Annotated in this window: 11 protein-coding genes; 5 read left to right on the top strand and 6 right to left on the bottom strand. The window is 63.2% G+C overall.

What is annotated here, in order from left to right; translation table 11 throughout:
* Positions 1–166 precede the first annotated feature (166 nt).
* The 5 genes from tatA to ACTQ1Z_RS04925 all read left to right on the top strand — a co-directional run bounded on the left by tatA (position 167) and on the right by ACTQ1Z_RS04925 (position 8,071).
* Entirely contained in the window at positions 167–484 is a 318-nt protein-coding gene (gene tatA / locus ACTQ1Z_RS04945) for a twin-arginine translocase TatA/TatE family subunit (RefSeq protein ID WP_441859210.1), read from the top strand.
* A gap of 82 nt (positions 485–566) precedes the next feature.
* Complete coding sequence (gene greA, locus ACTQ1Z_RS04940) at positions 567–1,043, top strand: transcription elongation factor GreA (RefSeq protein ID WP_441859207.1); 477 nt, start codon at positions 567–569, stop codon at positions 1,041–1,043.
* 154 nt (positions 1,044–1,197) lie between these two features.
* Positions 1,198–3,144, top strand: a complete 1,947-nt coding sequence (gene lysS / locus ACTQ1Z_RS04935; RefSeq protein WP_441859204.1) for a lysine--tRNA ligase — start codon at positions 1,198–1,200, stop codon at positions 3,142–3,144.
* Between the two features lie 417 nt (positions 3,145–3,561).
* On the top strand, positions 3,562–5,250 hold the full coding sequence (locus ACTQ1Z_RS04930) for a threonine/serine ThrE exporter family protein (protein ID WP_441859202.1): 1,689 nt from the start codon (positions 3,562–3,564) through the stop codon (positions 5,248–5,250).
* Positions 5,251–5,452: 202 nt separating this feature from the next.
* Positions 5,453–8,071: an ATP-dependent Clp protease ATP-binding subunit gene (locus tag ACTQ1Z_RS04925; RefSeq protein ID WP_441859200.1), complete on the top strand. Its 2,619-nt coding sequence runs from the start codon at positions 5,453–5,455 to the stop codon at positions 8,069–8,071.
* A gap of 219 nt (positions 8,072–8,290) precedes the next feature.
* On the opposite strand, the gene ACTQ1Z_RS04920 is transcribed toward ACTQ1Z_RS04925, so the two are convergent.
* The 6 genes from ACTQ1Z_RS04920 to galE form a co-directional block, all read right to left on the bottom strand.
* Complete coding sequence (locus tag ACTQ1Z_RS04920; protein ID WP_441859197.1) at positions 8,291–9,520, bottom strand: ABC transporter permease; 1,230 nt, start codon at positions 9,518–9,520, stop codon at positions 8,291–8,293.
* A 3-nt stretch (positions 9,521–9,523) separates the two neighbouring features.
* Positions 9,524–10,339 carry an ABC transporter ATP-binding protein gene (locus tag ACTQ1Z_RS04915; RefSeq protein ID WP_441859194.1) on the bottom strand — a complete coding sequence of 272 codons (816 nt, stop codon included), beginning with the start codon at positions 10,337–10,339 and terminating at the stop codon, positions 9,524–9,526.
* 2 nt (positions 10,340–10,341) lie between these two features.
* A complete protein-coding gene (locus ACTQ1Z_RS04910) occupies positions 10,342–11,847 on the bottom strand; it encodes an efflux RND transporter periplasmic adaptor subunit (RefSeq protein ID WP_441859191.1) in 1,506 nt (501 codons plus the stop codon).
* Between the two features lie 195 nt (positions 11,848–12,042).
* Positions 12,043–12,951 carry a peptidoglycan-binding domain-containing protein gene (locus tag ACTQ1Z_RS04905; RefSeq protein ID WP_441859188.1) on the bottom strand — a complete coding sequence of 303 codons (909 nt, stop codon included), beginning with the start codon at positions 12,949–12,951 and terminating at the stop codon, positions 12,043–12,045.
* A 94-nt stretch (positions 12,952–13,045) separates the two neighbouring features.
* Positions 13,046–14,092 carry a polyprenyl synthetase family protein gene (locus tag ACTQ1Z_RS04900; protein WP_441859186.1) on the bottom strand — a complete coding sequence of 349 codons (1,047 nt, stop codon included), beginning with the start codon at positions 14,090–14,092 and terminating at the stop codon, positions 13,046–13,048.
* 9 nt (positions 14,093–14,101) lie between these two features.
* Complete coding sequence (gene galE / locus ACTQ1Z_RS04895; protein ID WP_441859183.1) at positions 14,102–15,157, bottom strand: UDP-glucose 4-epimerase GalE; 1,056 nt, start codon at positions 15,155–15,157, stop codon at positions 14,102–14,104.
* Positions 15,158–15,263 lie beyond the last annotated feature (106 nt).

Genomic DNA, 15,263 nt, shown 5'->3' with positions numbered 1-15,263 from the left:
GGGTACACGCCAATCAACGTGGAAATTGCGGGCACGAACGCGCATTGTCTAAGTAGTCGCTGCGGAATCGCGCTGGGGCTAGTATACTTACACAATTGCACGGTTCCACTGGAGCCGCCTTGCTTGTAGACCACGCCACAAAGGCTGTCGTTGAGAGGAACTACACATGATTTTTGGTCTTGGTATGCCCGAGCTGATTGTCATCCTGGCCGTCGTCCTGGTGATCTTTGGCCCGAAGAACCTCCCGAAGCTCGGCAAGTCCCTTGGCAAGACCGCCAAGAGCATCCGCGAGGGCATGGACGAGGCCGAGGCTGAGGCCGGCAAGGACAAGGCTACCGAGGCTGCCGATGTCGTCGTTGAGAAGCCCGCTGACGCTGGGGATGCTGACGTCGATGCTGACGACGGCAAGTTCTGCGGTGCTTGCGGCGCCAAGAACCCGGCGGACAACAAGTTCTGCAAGAGCTGCGGCGCCAAGCTCGACTAACTAGTTTCTTTTAGGCTCGCGTGTGTAGGCATGCGAGCCTTCGCACCACTGTACCAACCGCCCTTCGGCAAGAAAGCGAACCATGGCTGAGAACGAGATTATCCTTACCCCCGAAGGCCGCCAGAAGCTCCTCGACGAGCTCGCTTGGCGTGAGGGAGACCACGACGCTGAGATCATCGAGCGCATCAAGGTCGCTCGCGACTTCGGCGACCTCTCCGAGAACTCCGAGTACGATGACGCCAAGGAGGAGCAGTCCAAGAACGCCTCCCGCATCGCCGAGATTCGCAAGATTCTCTCGACCGCTAAGGTCTCCGAGAACGCCGGTCACGTTCTCGCTGTCTCCATCGGCTGCACCGTCGAGATTCAGGAGGCTGGCAAGGATAAGAAGGCCGCCTTCACCATCGTTGGCACCACCGAGACCAACTCCCTCGAGCACAAGATTTCGAACGAGAGCCCGGTGGGCTCTGCGCTGATGGGTCGCGCCAAGGGCGATGTCGTCGAGGTTACCAGCCCCACTGGCATCACGCGCTCCTACACGATCACCAAAATCTCGCGCTAGGGCGAGTGGTCGCACGGGCAGATGCCCGAGCCTAGTACGTAGTCGCCCCTTCCGTGCCCGTCGCGGGAGGGGCGTTTTGTTTGTTGCAGCCAGCCGGCACCCTGTGTCCGGCGAGTGCCTGCGCGGAAGAGCGTGGGCAGAAGGAGACAAGAGCATGTCTGACGAGACCAAGAACGTGGCCGCCGAGCCCGCCGCTACCGACGAACGCGCGATGCGCATCACGCGTAGGCAGGCCATCATCGATGCCGGTGGCGATCCGTACCCTGAGCACTGCGACGTAACCGCTCACGTCGCGGACCTTCTCGAGCGTTACGATCAACTCGAGGCCGAGGGTGAGGACGAGACCGTCTGGACCGTCGCCGGCCGCATCCGCGCCAAGCGTGGCCAGGGCAAGGTCGCCTTCGTCGTTCTCCAGGACGCCACTGCTCGCATGCAGCTCTTCTGCCGCATCGATAACCTGGGCGAGGAGGGTATGGCCGCCATTCGCCAGTTCGACCTTGGCGATATCGTTGAGGCTACCGGCAACGTGGTCCGCACCCGTCGCGGCGAGCTCTCGCTTTCGCCCAAGTCGGTGCGCCTGCTCAGCAAGTCCGTCCGCCCGCTCCCCGAGAAGTTCCATGGTCTCTCTGACAAGGAGACCCGCTATCGTCAGCGCTACGTCGACCTCATCGTCAACGATGACGTCCGTGAGACCTTCCGCAAGCGCTCCGCCATCGTCTCCGCCTTCCGTCGCTACATGGAGGAGGACGCCTACATGGAGGTCGAGACTCCGATCCTCCAGACCATCCAGGGCGGTGCCACGGCCAAGCCGTTCATCACGCACTTCAACGCCCTCAACCAGGAGTGCTTCCTGCGCATCGCGACCGAGCTGCCGCTGAAGCGCCTGCTCGTGGGTGGCTTCGAGCGCGTGTACGAGATTGGCCGCATCTTCCGCAACGAGGGCATGGACCAGACCCACAACCCCGAGTTCACCACGATGGAGGCCTATCGCGCCTACTCTGACCTCGAGGGCATGAAGGAGCTCGCCGAGGGCGTCATCAAGGCCGCGAACGCTGCCATCGGCAACCCCGAGCAGATCGATTACCAGGGCACCACGATTGACCTCTCCGGCACCTGGCCCTCCATCCCGATGACGAAGGTCGTCTCCAACGCCCTTGGTGAGGATGTCGACCTCGACACCCCGATCGAGCACCTGCGCGAGCTCTGCGCCGCCAACAAGATCGAGACCAAGCCCGAGTGGGGCACCGGCAAGCTCATTGCCGAGCTCTACGACGAGATTGGCGAGCCCTCGCTCGTGAACCCGACGTTCGTCGTTGACTATCCCGTCGAGGTGAGCCCGCTCGCCAAGCGCTATGACGACGAGCCGCGCCTCACGCACCGCTTCGAGCTCGTCATTGCCGGTCACGAGTACGCCAATGCGTTCTCCGAGCTCAATGACCCGATCGACCAGGCAGAGCGATTCCGCGCCGAGATTGCCGAGCGCGATTCCGGCGATGACGAGGCCATGCAGTTCGACGCCGACTACGTCCGCGCGCTCGAGTACGGCATGCCGCCGGCGGGTGGCATCGGCATCGGCATCGACCGCGTCGTCATGCTGCTCACCAACCAGCCGTCCATCCGCGACGTCCTCCTCTTCCCGCACATGAAGCCCGAGGCGGGTGCCAAGAACGGCGCTGCCGAGGCCAAGGCCGCAGAGCTGGCGGCCGCTGCCGAGGCCGAGCCCATCGACTTCTCCAAGGTGAAGGTCGAGCCGCTGTTCGAGGACTTCGTCGACTTCGAGACCTTCAGCAAGTCAGACTTCCGCGTCGTGAAGGTCAAGGAGTGCGACGCCGTGAAGAAGAGCAAGAAGCTCCTGCGCTTCGTGCTCGATGACGGCTCTGGCACCGATCGCGTGATCCTCTCCGGCATTCACGGGTATTACGAGCCCGAGGAGCTGGTGGGCAAGACGCTCATCGCGATTACCAACCTGCCCCCGCGTAAGATGATGGGTATCGACTCCTGCGGCATGCTCATCTCCGCCGTTCATGAGGAGGACGGCAAGGAGTGCCTCAACCTCCTCATGGTGAGCGATCGCATTCCCGCCGGCGCCAAGCTGTGCTAGGATCATCGCCACGCTGAGCGCGCGATGCCACAGCGTGCTTCCGAGCCCGTCGTTGCCTCTCGGCAGTGGCGGGCTTTTTGCTGGGGCGCGAGGCCGTGATGTCGCGGGTGATTTGTGATTCATAGCGTGTTTTGAGCCCGTCGTTGCCCTTTCGGCAGCGGCGGGCTCTTTGCTGCTCTGTGGTGCCGGCGCACGGGATTGGCCGTGGGCCGGTATGGTGCGTCTCACGAGTCGTAGACGTTGCAAATTGGCATGCATATGCGTCTTAAGCGTGTCATTGCACAGGGGGATTGCTCATGTGCTGTCATCGAGAGTAATGCCTCGCGAACTTTCAGCTATGTAAAGTGGTACTGTTGCGTGCGGAAAACGGGTAGGAGTGACCCCAGCCGAGCCACCCCTTTGGCTGGGAGGTTGCCCATGACTAGGCGCGAAGATGAAAGCGAGTCTGAGACGGAACGGGTGTTTATGCGAGCATCCGAGGCGGAGCACGGGGTCGCACGAGAGCGTGACGCAGAACGCGAAGCCGTGAGTGACGCGGAACGCGAGGTCGTGCGCGAAGCGGCTCTCGAGGGCATCAACATGTTCGACGGGGCGGACGATGCTGACGAGGACGACGTCCCAGGGCATCGAACCCTTGAGTCTCTAGACGACTTCGACATTATCGATGACGAGCCAGATGCTGCGACGGCGCGCCTTGCTACCGCGAGGACAGTCAAGCATACAAGGACCATACAGTCTCCAGTCGTCCATCACCGCGGTGTTCGAACAAACGCCCTGCATATGAAAACGGTTTGGAAGGACGTTGTCGAGGCGGGCGACGAGCTTGCAGTGAAGGCGCCAATTGCTGATAAGTCCACGATCGTGTGTCGTACGGGCATGCTTATGCTCGCGAGCGGCACGGGTGCCTGGCGTGTGCGTGACACGATGAACCGTGTCGCCGCCGTGCTTGGCATCACGATTCACGTCGACCTATCGCTTCTCTCCTTCGAGTGCACCTGCATCGAGGGGCATCACATCTTCAATGAGGTTGTGAGCCTGTCTTTCGCCGGCGTTAATACGCATCGCATCTGGATGATGGAGAGCTTTCTTCGCGAAATCGAGACGTATGGACGTATCTTTACGGTTCATGAGTACCACCAGATGCTGGAAGACGTCGAGCACGCGAGACCAGACTATCGCCCCTGGCAACAGGGGCTCGCTGCGGGTGCTGCCTGTGGCGCCTTCGTGTTTCTGCTTGGCGGCGGCCCTGTCGAGATGCTGTGTGCGCTCGTGGGCGCAGGCATTGGTAACTTCGTGCGCTCGAACATGCTTCGCAAACGCCTCGGGCAGTTCAGTTCGCTCGCGGTGGGAGTTGCCGTTGCATGTGTGTCATATCTTTTTGCCCTGCTCGCGCTCAGTGGTTTCGACCCGACTGCGATGGCGCATAAGGAAGGCTACATCGGGGCGATGCTCTTTGTAATTCCGGGGTTCCCGCTTATCACCGCCGGACTCGACATCTCGAAGCTCGACATGCGTAGTGGTATGGAGCGTTTGGCGTATGCCGTCTCGATTATCGTGGTTGCCACACTTGTGGGCTGGATGGTGGCGGAGTGCGTCGGCCTTTCTCCTGATGATTTTGCTCCGCAAGGTCTTGGGATGTTCCAGCTCACAGCTCTACGCATGGTGATGAGCTTTGTGGGAGTCTTCGGCTTCTCCGTGATGTTCAACAGCCCAATGCGAATGGCCGCGACTGCGGGTTGCATCGGTGCGGTGTCGAATACAATCCGCTTGTCCCTCGTAGACCTGAACGTACTCGTTCCATCGCTTGGCCTGGCCACTGGCGTTCCGCCCGAGGCGGCTGCTTTTATCGGGGCTCTCATCTCGGGACTTTTAGCAAGCGGCGTTGAGGAAGTTCTGACGTTTCCGCGCATCGCGCTTACGGTGCCCTCGATTGTCATCATGGTGCCGGGCCTTTATCTGTATCGAGCGATGTACTACATGTGCATCTTCGACACGGTGGATATGCTTGGCTGGCTCGTTCGCGCAATTCTTATCGTGACGTTTTTGCCTCTTGGCCTTGGAATTGCGCGCACCCTTACGGATTCTCGCTGGCGTCATACGTCGTAAGACCAATTGCCGGGTGGTGTCGGGTGGTGCTAGCCGAACGAATCGTTGGCACTGCGTGGGCACCGCCCATAGGCGAGCGATATAGACGTCGCGGTTTTGCCTACCCGGCTCGAGGGTATAAGCTAACAACGTGCCCGTGCTGCCATGAGGCCGCATGGGCACGTTGGTTTTGCAGGAAGAACGACCGAGGGGGAACCTTCGCATGTTCGACAAGTTCACAGACAAGGCCCGCAAGGTCATGAGCCTCGCTCAAGAAGAGGCTCGTACCCTGGGGCAGATGTACGTTGGCACGGAGCACCTGCTCCTCGCCCTCATCAAGGAGGGAGAGGGCATTGCCGCCCAAGCCCTCGCCCAGCTCGACGTTACGTATGACGAGGCGCTCGAGGCCGTGCGTCAGGTCACGGATCGCGCGTATGAGCCCGTGCCTGGCGGTCACATCCCGTTCACGCCGCGCGCCAAGCGCGTACTTGAGGGCGCCTATCGCGAGACCATGAGCCGCGGCGCCACCTACATCTCGACCGAACACCTGCTGCTTGGCATCGTGCGCGAGGGCAACGGCGTGGCGATGGAGACGCTGAGCCGCCTTGGCATCTCGGGTGATGCCGTCCGCAATGCCGTCAACGAGCTCATTGAGAAGAACACTCCGGCCGATGACGCATCCTCGCAGGCGCAGGAGGTCCGCATTGGCCCGGATGGCGTGTCCGTCGGACCGGCGCGCACCAGCTCCTCCTCGAGCGATGACGCCTCGATGCTCGAGAAGTACGGTCGCAACCTCACGGCGCTCGCCGCGGAGGGCAAGCTTGACCCGGTCATCGGCCGCGATCGCGAGATCGAGCGCGTGATGCAGGTGCTCGCGCGTCGTCAGAAGAACAATCCGCTTATCTTGGGCGACCCAGGCGTTGGCAAGACCGCCATCGTCGAGGGCCTGGCGCAGCTCGTCGCGGCCGGCACCGTGCCCGACATGCTCCGCGGCAAGCAAATCTGGACGCTCGACGTCTCCGCCCTCGTCGCCGGCTCCAAGTACCGCGGCGAGTTCGAGGACCGCCTCAAGAAGGTTATCGCCGAGGTCGAAAAGGACGGCAAGGTCATCCTCTTCATCGACGAGATGCACACCATCATCGGCGCTGGCTCTGCGGAGGGATCCATCGATGCGGCGAGCATCCTGAAGCCCCCTCTGTCCCGCGGCGAGATCCAGGTCATCGGCGCCACCACGGCAGAGGAGTACCGCAAGCACATCGAGAAGGACTCCGCGCTCGAGCGCCGCTTCCAGCCGGTGAACATCAACGAGCCTAGCCCAGAGGATACGATCAAGATCATTCAAGGCCTCCAGGCGTCTTACGAGGCGCACCACCACGTGCGTTACACGCCCGAAGCGGTGGTTGCCGCCGTCACGCTCTCGAACCGCTACGTCCAGGACCGCTTCCTGCCTGACAAGGCGATTGATGTCCTCGACGAGGCGGGTGCCCGCACGCGTGTTCACAACATGACGCTTCCTCCCGAGATCGCCGAGGTGGACGAGGACCTTACTCGTGTCCGTGCTGACAAGAAGGCTGCCGCTGACAGGCAGGAGTTCGAGGACGCCGCTCGCCTGCGCGACCGCGAGAAGGAGCTTCTCGCTCGCCGCGTCGAGCTTGAGGACGCATGGCACAAGCGCATGGACGCCAACGTCGTAACCGTCGATGAGGCCGCCATCGCAGACGTCGTCTCCTCGATCACGGGTGTGCCTGTCTCGAACCTCTCCGAGGCCGAGGCATCGAAGCTCCTGCGCAGCGAAAGCGTTCTCCACCAGCGCGTTATTGGCCAGGAGGAGGCCGTAAGCGCCGTTGCCCGTGCCATCCGCCGTAGCCGCTCGCCGCTCAAGGACCCGCGTCGTCCTGGTGGTTCGTTCATCTTCCTGGGTCCCTCGGGCGTGGGCAAGACCGAGCTTGCCAAGTCGCTCGCGGAGTTCCTCTTTGGTTCCGAGGACGCGCTTATCACCTTCGACATGAGCGAGTACATGGAGAAGTTCGCCGTGAGCAAGCTCGTGGGCGCGCCTCCGGGATACGTGGGCTATGACGAGGGCGGCGAGCTCACCAAGGCCGTCCGTCGCAGGCCCTACTCCGTCGTGCTGTTCGATGAAATCGAGAAGGCGCATCCTGACGTCTTCAACATCCTGCTGCAGATCCTCGACGAAGGCCGCCTGACTGATGGCCAGGGTCGCAAGGTCGACTTCTCCAACACCGTCATCATCATGACGAGCAACGCCGGTGCGCGCGAGATCGCCAAGCCGAGCTCCATGGGCTTTGGCGCGAACGCGGGCGCCCTCTCCGACACGGAGATCAAGAGCCGTGCGATGGGCGAGCTCAAGAAGCTCTTCCGTCCGGAGTTCCTGAACCGTGTCGATGAGATCGTGGTCTTCAAGTCGCTTACGAACGCCGAGATTCGCGGCATCGTCGACCTCATGATCACGGACCTGCGCAACCGCCTCATCGGCAATGGCATGTCCATCGAGCTTACGGACGCTGCAAAGGATCTGCTCGCCAAGGAGGGCACCGATCCCATCTATGGCGCTCGTCCGCTGCGTCGCGCAATCCAGACGCTCATCGAGGATCCGCTTGCGGAGAGTCTGCTCGAGGGAGGCTGGGTTCCGGGTGATATCGTGCTCGTCGATGTCGGGGAGGATGACAAGCTCTCCTTCACCAAGACGAAGGGCGAGATTCCCGAGCGCACGGAGCGCGAGCACTTGAGCTCGGGAGAGCTGCCGGGTTCGAATTGGGGTGCGCCTGCTGGTGGACTGCCCTCGTCCTCGAGTGGCTCTGGCATGGCGGCTGCGGGTAACTAGCGCCGCATCGACCGTGAGTCGGCGCGCGTCCGCCGGCGACGGAGAATAGACGTGCGAAGGCGGGGCGTCGGTCATGTAGCCGGCGCCCCGCTCGTTGATTCTTGATGCTATTGTCGCGCGATGACACCTTCGCGCATGGCTGGCGTTGAGGCGTCCGGTCTCCATGCGCCCTCGCGTGGCTGGTGTCGCGGCGTCTGGTCCCGCGTGCGCCCTCGGGCGCTACTGGTAGCGCAGAGCCTCCACCGGGTCGAGACGGGCGGCGCTACGTGCCGGGTAGTAGCCGAACACGAGGCCGATGAACACGCATACGCCAGTGGCAAAACCAACGGCGCTGAGCGAGATGGCCGGTACGAGCATCGCGCCACCGGAGCCGCCTATCTCTGCGACAAGCCCGGTTGAGCTGGCGATCCATGCGAGCGCCCATGAGCCTGCGTAGCCCGCGATGATGCCGATGACGCCGCCGGCCAGGCTGATGGCAATGGACTCTGCGAGGAACTGCGCCGTGATGTCCGTACGTGTGGCGCCGAGGGCGCGGCGAAGACCGATCTCGCGGATTCGCTCCGTCACGTTGGTGAGCATCATGTTCATGATGCCAATGCCGCCTACCAGCAACGATATGCTCGCGATGGAGCCGGCGATGAGCGCGAAGGAGTTCATGAAGTTATCCAGTGCCTCGATGCTCTCCTTCATGGAGTAGACGTAGATCATGTCCTCGATGTCTTCATCGGCGATGTGCTGAATGCGTGCGACCTGTGCCTTCGTCTTCTCGACGAGGGCGTTCATGTCGACACCCTCCTTCGCGAAGCCAACGACCTCGTGAAGCGTGCTCGAGTCTGCACCTAGGCGCGCCTGTGCGCACTTGAGTGGTACCCATGCGAAACCGCTTCCGTCGCCCATCGAGGTCATCGAGCTCTGGCTCGTGACTCCCACGATGGTATAGGAGGAGTTCTGGATCTTGATGGTCTTGCCGGCAAAGTCGGCCTCGGGATTGCTAAAGAGCTGGCGCATGACGTCGGGCGTGACGATGCAGACCTGAGCGCCGCGGCTCTCCTCGTCTGCCGTCCACGTGCGTCCCCTTGCGGGTTTGATGCCGGTGGCGGTTAGATAATCGTTATCACCACCGGATATCTGCATGTATATGGAGCCCTTGTCCGTCGTCACGTCTGCCGCCGTCGAGGCACCGCCGGCGATGAACTCGTATTCGGGGATTGTCTGCTCGAGCGTGTCGATGTTCGACTTCGTGAGGCCGTAGGGCGCGTAGATGGAAACGCGCCGGGCGGCGTCGAGGCCGAGCTCGCCAACGAGCGAGTTGCGGACTCCTCCGATGAGCGAGGTCATGGCAATGACGGCGGCGATCCCGATCACGATGCCGAGGACTGTGAGGAGACTCCGCCCTCGGTTGGCGTCAAGCGCGCTCGTTGTCTCGGTTGCGAGGTCACGGGGCGTCATCTCTTACACCTCCGGAATGCGGTTGGGGAGTGACGTGGCGCTGCCTGGGCCGGGCGTCGTAACGCGCCGGAGACGTGTTGCGGCGGCGGCTTCAGCGCTCGAGAGTGTCCCGAGCGTGCCCCCAACGCGTCCACCGCTCGCGAAGGCGCCGTCTGCAAGGCGCCCGTCGAGGATGTGCAAGGCGCGGTCCGCACGCGCGGAGACGTTTGGGTCATGCGTGATGAGGACGATGGTCTTACCGCGGTCGCGAAGGCGTTCGAAGGTCTGCATGACCATCTCGCCGGTCGCGGAGTCGAGGTTGCCGGTGGGCTCGTCCGCGAGGATGATCGCCGGGTCGCTGACGAGGGCGCGTGCGATGGCGACGCGTTGCATCTGTCCGCCGGAGAGCTCGTTGGTCAGGTGGTCGAAGTGGTCCGGCGCGATGTCGACGGCCGTGAGCGCGCGAATTGCGCGTGGTTCGCGTTCGCGACGGTCCACCTCGGCATAGGCGAGCGGCAACATGACGTTACGCAGCACCGTGGCACGCGGTAGGAGGTTGAAGCTCTGAAACACAAAGCCGATGCGCTTGCCACGCACGAAGGAGAGGTCGTCGTCGGAGAGGGTCGAGATGTCGACTCCCTCGAGATGATACGTGCCCGTGGTGGGCGTGTCGAGCAGCCCGAGAATGTTCATGAGGGTCGACTTGCCCGAGCCCGAGGGTCCCATGATGGCGACGAACTCGCCCTTGTTGACCGTGAGGGACACTCCGCGGAGAACGTGGTTGAAGCCGGCACCCGTCTCGAAGATGCGGTGGATGTTCTTGACGTCGATGACGGGCATGGTTATCGCGCCACAGTCGTCTCGTCCTCGACGGTTGCGTCGAGGGAGCTTCCGGAGGCGTCGCCGGAGGCAACGTCCGCGGCGTTTCCGGCAACGTCGCCCATGGTGCCGGCATCCATGTCGTCTATGGTCGCGGCTTCCATGCCAGAGATGATGACGAGGTCGCCGTCGCGGATCGCGCCCTCCGTGGGCTTGATGGCGGTCTCCGAGCCGTTGTCGCCGAGAATCTCGACGTGGACGGTGTGCGCGGCGTGGGTCTTCTCGTCATCCTCGACGTAGACGACGCCGGTGCCGTCGCCGAAGTCCGTTACGGCGGCGGAGGGAACGATGAGGGCGGAGTCTATGGAGTTCGTGATGATGGAGACGTCTGCCGTCATGCCGGGCTTGAGGCACGGGTCTGGCGTGGGGATGACAAGTTCGACGGCATAGGTGGCACCGCCGCCTCCACCATAGCCGTTACCGCTGGCATCGTTACCGCTGGAGGTCGAGGCGATGGACTTGACGGTCGCGGAGAGCGTGAGGTCTGGAACGGCGGAGAAGGTGACGTTCGCGGTCTGGTCAAGGGAAAGCTTGTTGATATCGACCTCACTGATCTGGAGCGTGACGTTCATCTGGGAGAGATTGGCGACCAGGCAAAGCGAGCCGGTGCCCTGGGTACCCGCGCTGGCGACCGCCTGGCCCACGGTAGCGCCGGGCTGGGCGTTGAGCTCGACGATGGTGCCGTCGATGGGGGATTTGACGGTGCGCTGCTCGGCACGCTCAACCGCCTGACTGTACGCGTCGTGGGCCGCCTCGAGCGAGATCTGGGCGGACTCGGGAGCGCGCTGGGCCTCGGTGAGCGCATTGCGGGCGCTCTTGAGCTCGGCCTGGGCTCCTTCGAGAGCCGCCTGTAGATCCGTGTCGTCAGGATTCGCGTTCAGCAGATTCTGTGCCTTGTTGACGGCCTCCTCCGCGGCATTGACCGTCTGCCTCGCTTGCTCGACCCCTTGGTTTGCCTCGTCAACGCCTTGTTTGGCGGTGCGAACGCCACGTCCTGCCTCGTTAATGGCGCGGTCAAGGTCATCGTTCTTGATGGTGAAGAGGACGTCGCCCGCCTTGACCGGCTGGCCGGCAACGACGTTGACGGAGTCAATCGTGCCGTCGATCTGGGGCTGAACCACATACGAGGAGGAGGGCTTGATGGAGCCGGACCCGGTGACCTCAGTCGTGAAGGGGCCGGTGTAGACAGGGGTGGTGACGACCTGGATGCTGTTATCCGGCTTGTTTGCCGTGACGGCGCGGAAGACGAAGAAGCCCACGACGAGTGCGGCGATGATACCAACGACGATGCCCCTCCTGATCAGCTTCTTGCGGCGACGCTCGGCACGCATGCGCTTCAGCTGCTCGTAGGCCTCGCGCTCCTCGGGATCGAGGTCTGCAAGGGGGTCATTGGGATCAGGGGCAGCGAGAGGGTTGGGGGAGATGACATCCAGCTTCTGGGTCTCCTGCTCATGGTTGCCGAGTTGCATGTGGCCTCCGTGGGGATCGGGGTCATTTTGGGGAACGTGCAATCCAGGCAAGCATATTGGACATTGTTTGGCCTGATGCTAAGAACTCGACAGGTGACAGATATGTAAGGGAAAAGGCTCGAGACCCAATCATTGAACGGGCCTCGCGCCTTAGTGTCAGCGGAAGAAGAGCTGTGTGTGACAGTGCCTTATCTGCTACGAAAGCGCCGCGCAGAGCGTGTCGACAAGCGAGACGGCGAGCATCTGGGCATCGTTGATGGTGAAGGAGCCGTCGAAATTGGGGTCTGCGGGCAGCTCGATGCGAACCACGGGAGGCTTGGTGCGCGAGCTCTCGAGGGCCGTGCGCAGGCGCAGGGCGAGGTCGCCGTCGTCTGCCATGGTCACGTTGGCGACGGAGGAGACGGCAGGACGCGGTGTCACGGCAAGGACGATAACGGCGCGGTCGGTCGGGAGGGCGTCCTCGGTCGAGTCGACGAGGCGAAGACCGGTGTCATCGGACATGGCGCGAGCGATGTTCCAGATGCGGCCGGCGACATTGCGCGAGATCGGGTCTTCGGCGGTGAGTGCCACGGCAGCCTCGTCGAGGACGAGCGCGGCGCGGGCGAAGCCCATGCCGCTCATGGGGTGAGGGCCCTGAGCGGGCTTGCCGGCCCAGACGTGGCGAAGGCGCTCGATGGCGTCGAAGGTGTCAGCGAAGGCGATGCCGTCTGCGAGCATGCCGACGTTCTCCTGGAAGAGCTTGACGGCACCCTCCGTGTGGGGCCCATAGTAGCCATCAGCCTCGCCACAGGAGAAGCCGAGGACGTTGAGCGCGTTCTGCAGGCAGCGGACATCGTTGCCGTGGAAGTTGGGGAGACGCAGGTAGAGGGTGCGATCACCCATCTGGTAGCACTCGTCGACGAGGACGGACCAGCAGGGCAGGTCAACTTCCGCCGAGATGGACAGGCCGTGTTCGATGCGGAAGCGAGCCACGGCGTTTGCGGTGGACGAGCCAAACTCGGATGCGGAGCGCTCCGCCTCGTCGATCTCGTAGTCAAGCGATGCCAGGCGATCCTGGACGTCCTCGACCATCGAGCCGGTCATGCCCTCGCGAATCGGATCCATCAAAGTACTCCTTGTGTGCCTGCGCAGCCGCCTGGGGGAGCGGTGCGCCTCTAAGATGCTTCGTGGGCCCTGCGGGCCCCGTTCTTGCTTGCGGCTAAGCCGCGCGCTCTACAAAGAAGTCTGCCATAGAGCAGAGTAGGTCGCGAGCCTCAAACGTAATGTGGTCCTTTTCCGCCGCTTCTGCTGCCAGGCGCTTGGTCTCCTCCGCGCCCTTCTCGGCGAGCGAGCGGCAATGCTCGATGCCGCCGCCCGCCTCGATGAGCTCGACGGCGCGCGCGAGGTCATCGGGTGCAGTCACGCCTGTGGTCAGGAGCGACACGAGCTCGTCGCGCTCCGCGGTGCCAAGGTTTTCGAGCGCGTGGACCACGGCGAGCGTGCGCTTGCCCTCCGTGATGTCGCTCCTGAAGTCCTTACCCTGGGCGTCTGCGTCGCCCACGAGGTTCAGCAGGTCATCCTGTAGCTGGAAGGCGACGCCGGCTTCGATGCCGATTGCGTAGAGCTCGCGTGCGATGTCCTCGCTGGCACCACCGGCGATGGCGCCGAGGTAGAGCGGGTATGCGGCCGTGTAGTAGGCCGTCTTGCTCGTGACCATGAAGGTGTAGTCCGCGCTCGTGATGTCCCAGCGCCCGTCGCGAGCCCAACCGAGGTCGAGTGCCTGCCCCTCGAGGGTGTGGCGCTCCATCGTGGCGAGGCTGCGCAGGAGCGAGAGCTTGGTGGTGGCGTCGAGCGCGGTGTCCTCCATGACGACCTCGAACACCTGCGTGAGGGCGAGGTCTCCCATGTTGATGGCGACCCCCGTTCCCTCCGTGACGTAGAGGCACGGTTCGCCGCGGCGGAGCTCGGACTCGTCCGCGATGTCATCGTGGATAAGCGCGGCGCTCTGGAAGAGCTCGATGGCAATGCCGGCGGAGAGGGCGCGCTCTGGCGCGGCACCCACGGCCTCGGCGCCGAGCAGACAGAGGACCGGCCTCACGCGCTTGCCTCCGCCCGAGGTGAAGTGGGCGAGGGGCGCGTAGAGGTAGCGGCTGAGGTCTGCCGTCGCGCAGGAGGTGCCGTCAAGCGGGATTGCCGCGACGCGGGAGAGCGCCTGCTCCACGAGGGGCAGGCGCTCCTTCAGATATCCGGGGAAGGTGTTGCTCACACGGACGTCCTAGCCCTCGTAGCCGTTGGGGTTCTTGGACTGCCAGTTCCAGGAGTCGCGGCACATGTCGTCGATGTCGTACTTGGCCTCCCAGCCCATCTCGGCCTTGGCCTTGGAGCAATCCGCGTAGTTCGAGGTGACGTCGCCGGGGCGGCGCGGATCGATGACGTAGGGGATGTCCTTGCCGCAGGCGCGGGAGAAGGCCTTGATGATCTCGAGCACAGAGGTGCCCTTGCCGGTGCCGAGGTTGAAGATCTCGACGCCCGTCTTGCCGTTCATCCACGCGAGGGCGGCAGCATGGCCGGTGGCGAGATCGCAGACGTGGATGTAGTCGCGGACGCCGGTGCCGTCGGGCGTGTCGTAGTCGTTTCCGAAGACGTGGACGGCCTCGCGCTTGCCGATGGCGGTCTGCGCGACGTAGGGCACGAGGTTGTTGGGAATGCCCTTGGGGTCCTCGCCCATGAGTCCGGAGGGGTGGGCTCCGATGGGGTTGAAGTAGCGGAGAAGGACGACGTTCCACTCGGGGTCAGCGGTGTGGAGGTCAGTCAGGATCTGCTCGATCATCCACTTGGTCCAACCATAGGGGTTGGTGGCGTTCTTCTTGGGGCTGGCCTCGGTGAGGGGCAGGGAATCCGGGTCGCCGTAGACGGTGGCGGAGCTGGAGAAGATGATGGACTTGCAGCCGTGCTCGCGCATGACGTCGACGAGCGTGAGCGTGTTGCCGATGTTGTTGGAGTAGTACTCGATCGGCTTGGAGACGGACTCACCCACGGCCTTGAAGCCGGCGAAGTGGATGACGCGGTCGATCGTGTGGGTGTCGAAGATCTGCTCGAGCGCGGCGCGATCATTCACGTCCGCGATGACGAGCTCGAGGTTCTTGGCCGCTTCGGGGCCAACGATGGTCTTGATGCGGTCCTCGACCTTCGCGGAGGCGTTGGAGAGGTCATCGACGATGACGACCTTGTAGTCCTTCTGGAGCAGCTCGACCACGGTGTGGCTGCCGATGAAGCCGGCACCGCCGGTGACGAGCACGCAGGTGTCTTTGGGATCGATCTTCTCGCTCATGGGGTTCCTTTCGCCCAGGCGTTCAGTGACACGTAGACAGGGTGGACCTTGTCCACACCAGCTTCCTATTATAGTGCCGATATGGTCGTGCTCGAGACGCGAGCGG

Origin of the sequence: Parolsenella sp. LCP21S3_E11 (assembly GCF_052118165.1) — a bacterium.
Classification (GTDB): Bacteria; Actinomycetota; Coriobacteriia; order Coriobacteriales; family Atopobiaceae; genus Parolsenella.
The sequence above is the reverse complement of the archived record's forward strand: the minus strand, read 5'-3'. Positions and strand labels throughout refer to the sequence as shown.

Excerpts from the sequence above, each read along its gene's own strand:
- ACTQ1Z_RS04910 (WP_441859191.1), bottom strand. The coding sequence starts at position 11,847 with ATGCAACTCGGCAACCATGAGCAGGAGACCCAGAAGCTGGATGTCATC.
- greA (WP_441859207.1), top strand. The coding sequence starts at position 567 with ATGGCTGAGAACGAGATTATCCTTACCCCCGAAGGCCGCCAGAAGCTC.
- tatA (WP_441859210.1), top strand. The coding sequence starts at position 167 with ATGATTTTTGGTCTTGGTATGCCCGAGCTGATTGTCATCCTGGCCGTC.
- ACTQ1Z_RS04905 (WP_441859188.1), bottom strand. The coding sequence starts at position 12,951 with ATGGATCCGATTCGCGAGGGCATGACCGGCTCGATGGTCGAGGACGTC.
- lysS (WP_441859204.1), top strand. The coding sequence starts at position 1,198 with ATGTCTGACGAGACCAAGAACGTGGCCGCCGAGCCCGCCGCTACCGAC.
- ACTQ1Z_RS04920 (WP_441859197.1), bottom strand. The coding sequence starts at position 9,520 with ATGACGCCCCGTGACCTCGCAACCGAGACAACGAGCGCGCTTGACGCC.
- ACTQ1Z_RS04915 (WP_441859194.1), bottom strand. The coding sequence starts at position 10,339 with ATGCCCGTCATCGACGTCAAGAACATCCACCGCATCTTCGAGACGGGT.
- ACTQ1Z_RS04930 (WP_441859202.1), top strand. The coding sequence starts at position 3,562 with ATGACTAGGCGCGAAGATGAAAGCGAGTCTGAGACGGAACGGGTGTTT.
- ACTQ1Z_RS04925 (WP_441859200.1), top strand. The coding sequence starts at position 5,453 with ATGTTCGACAAGTTCACAGACAAGGCCCGCAAGGTCATGAGCCTCGCT.
- galE (WP_441859183.1), bottom strand. The coding sequence starts at position 15,157 with ATGAGCGAGAAGATCGATCCCAAAGACACCTGCGTGCTCGTCACCGGC.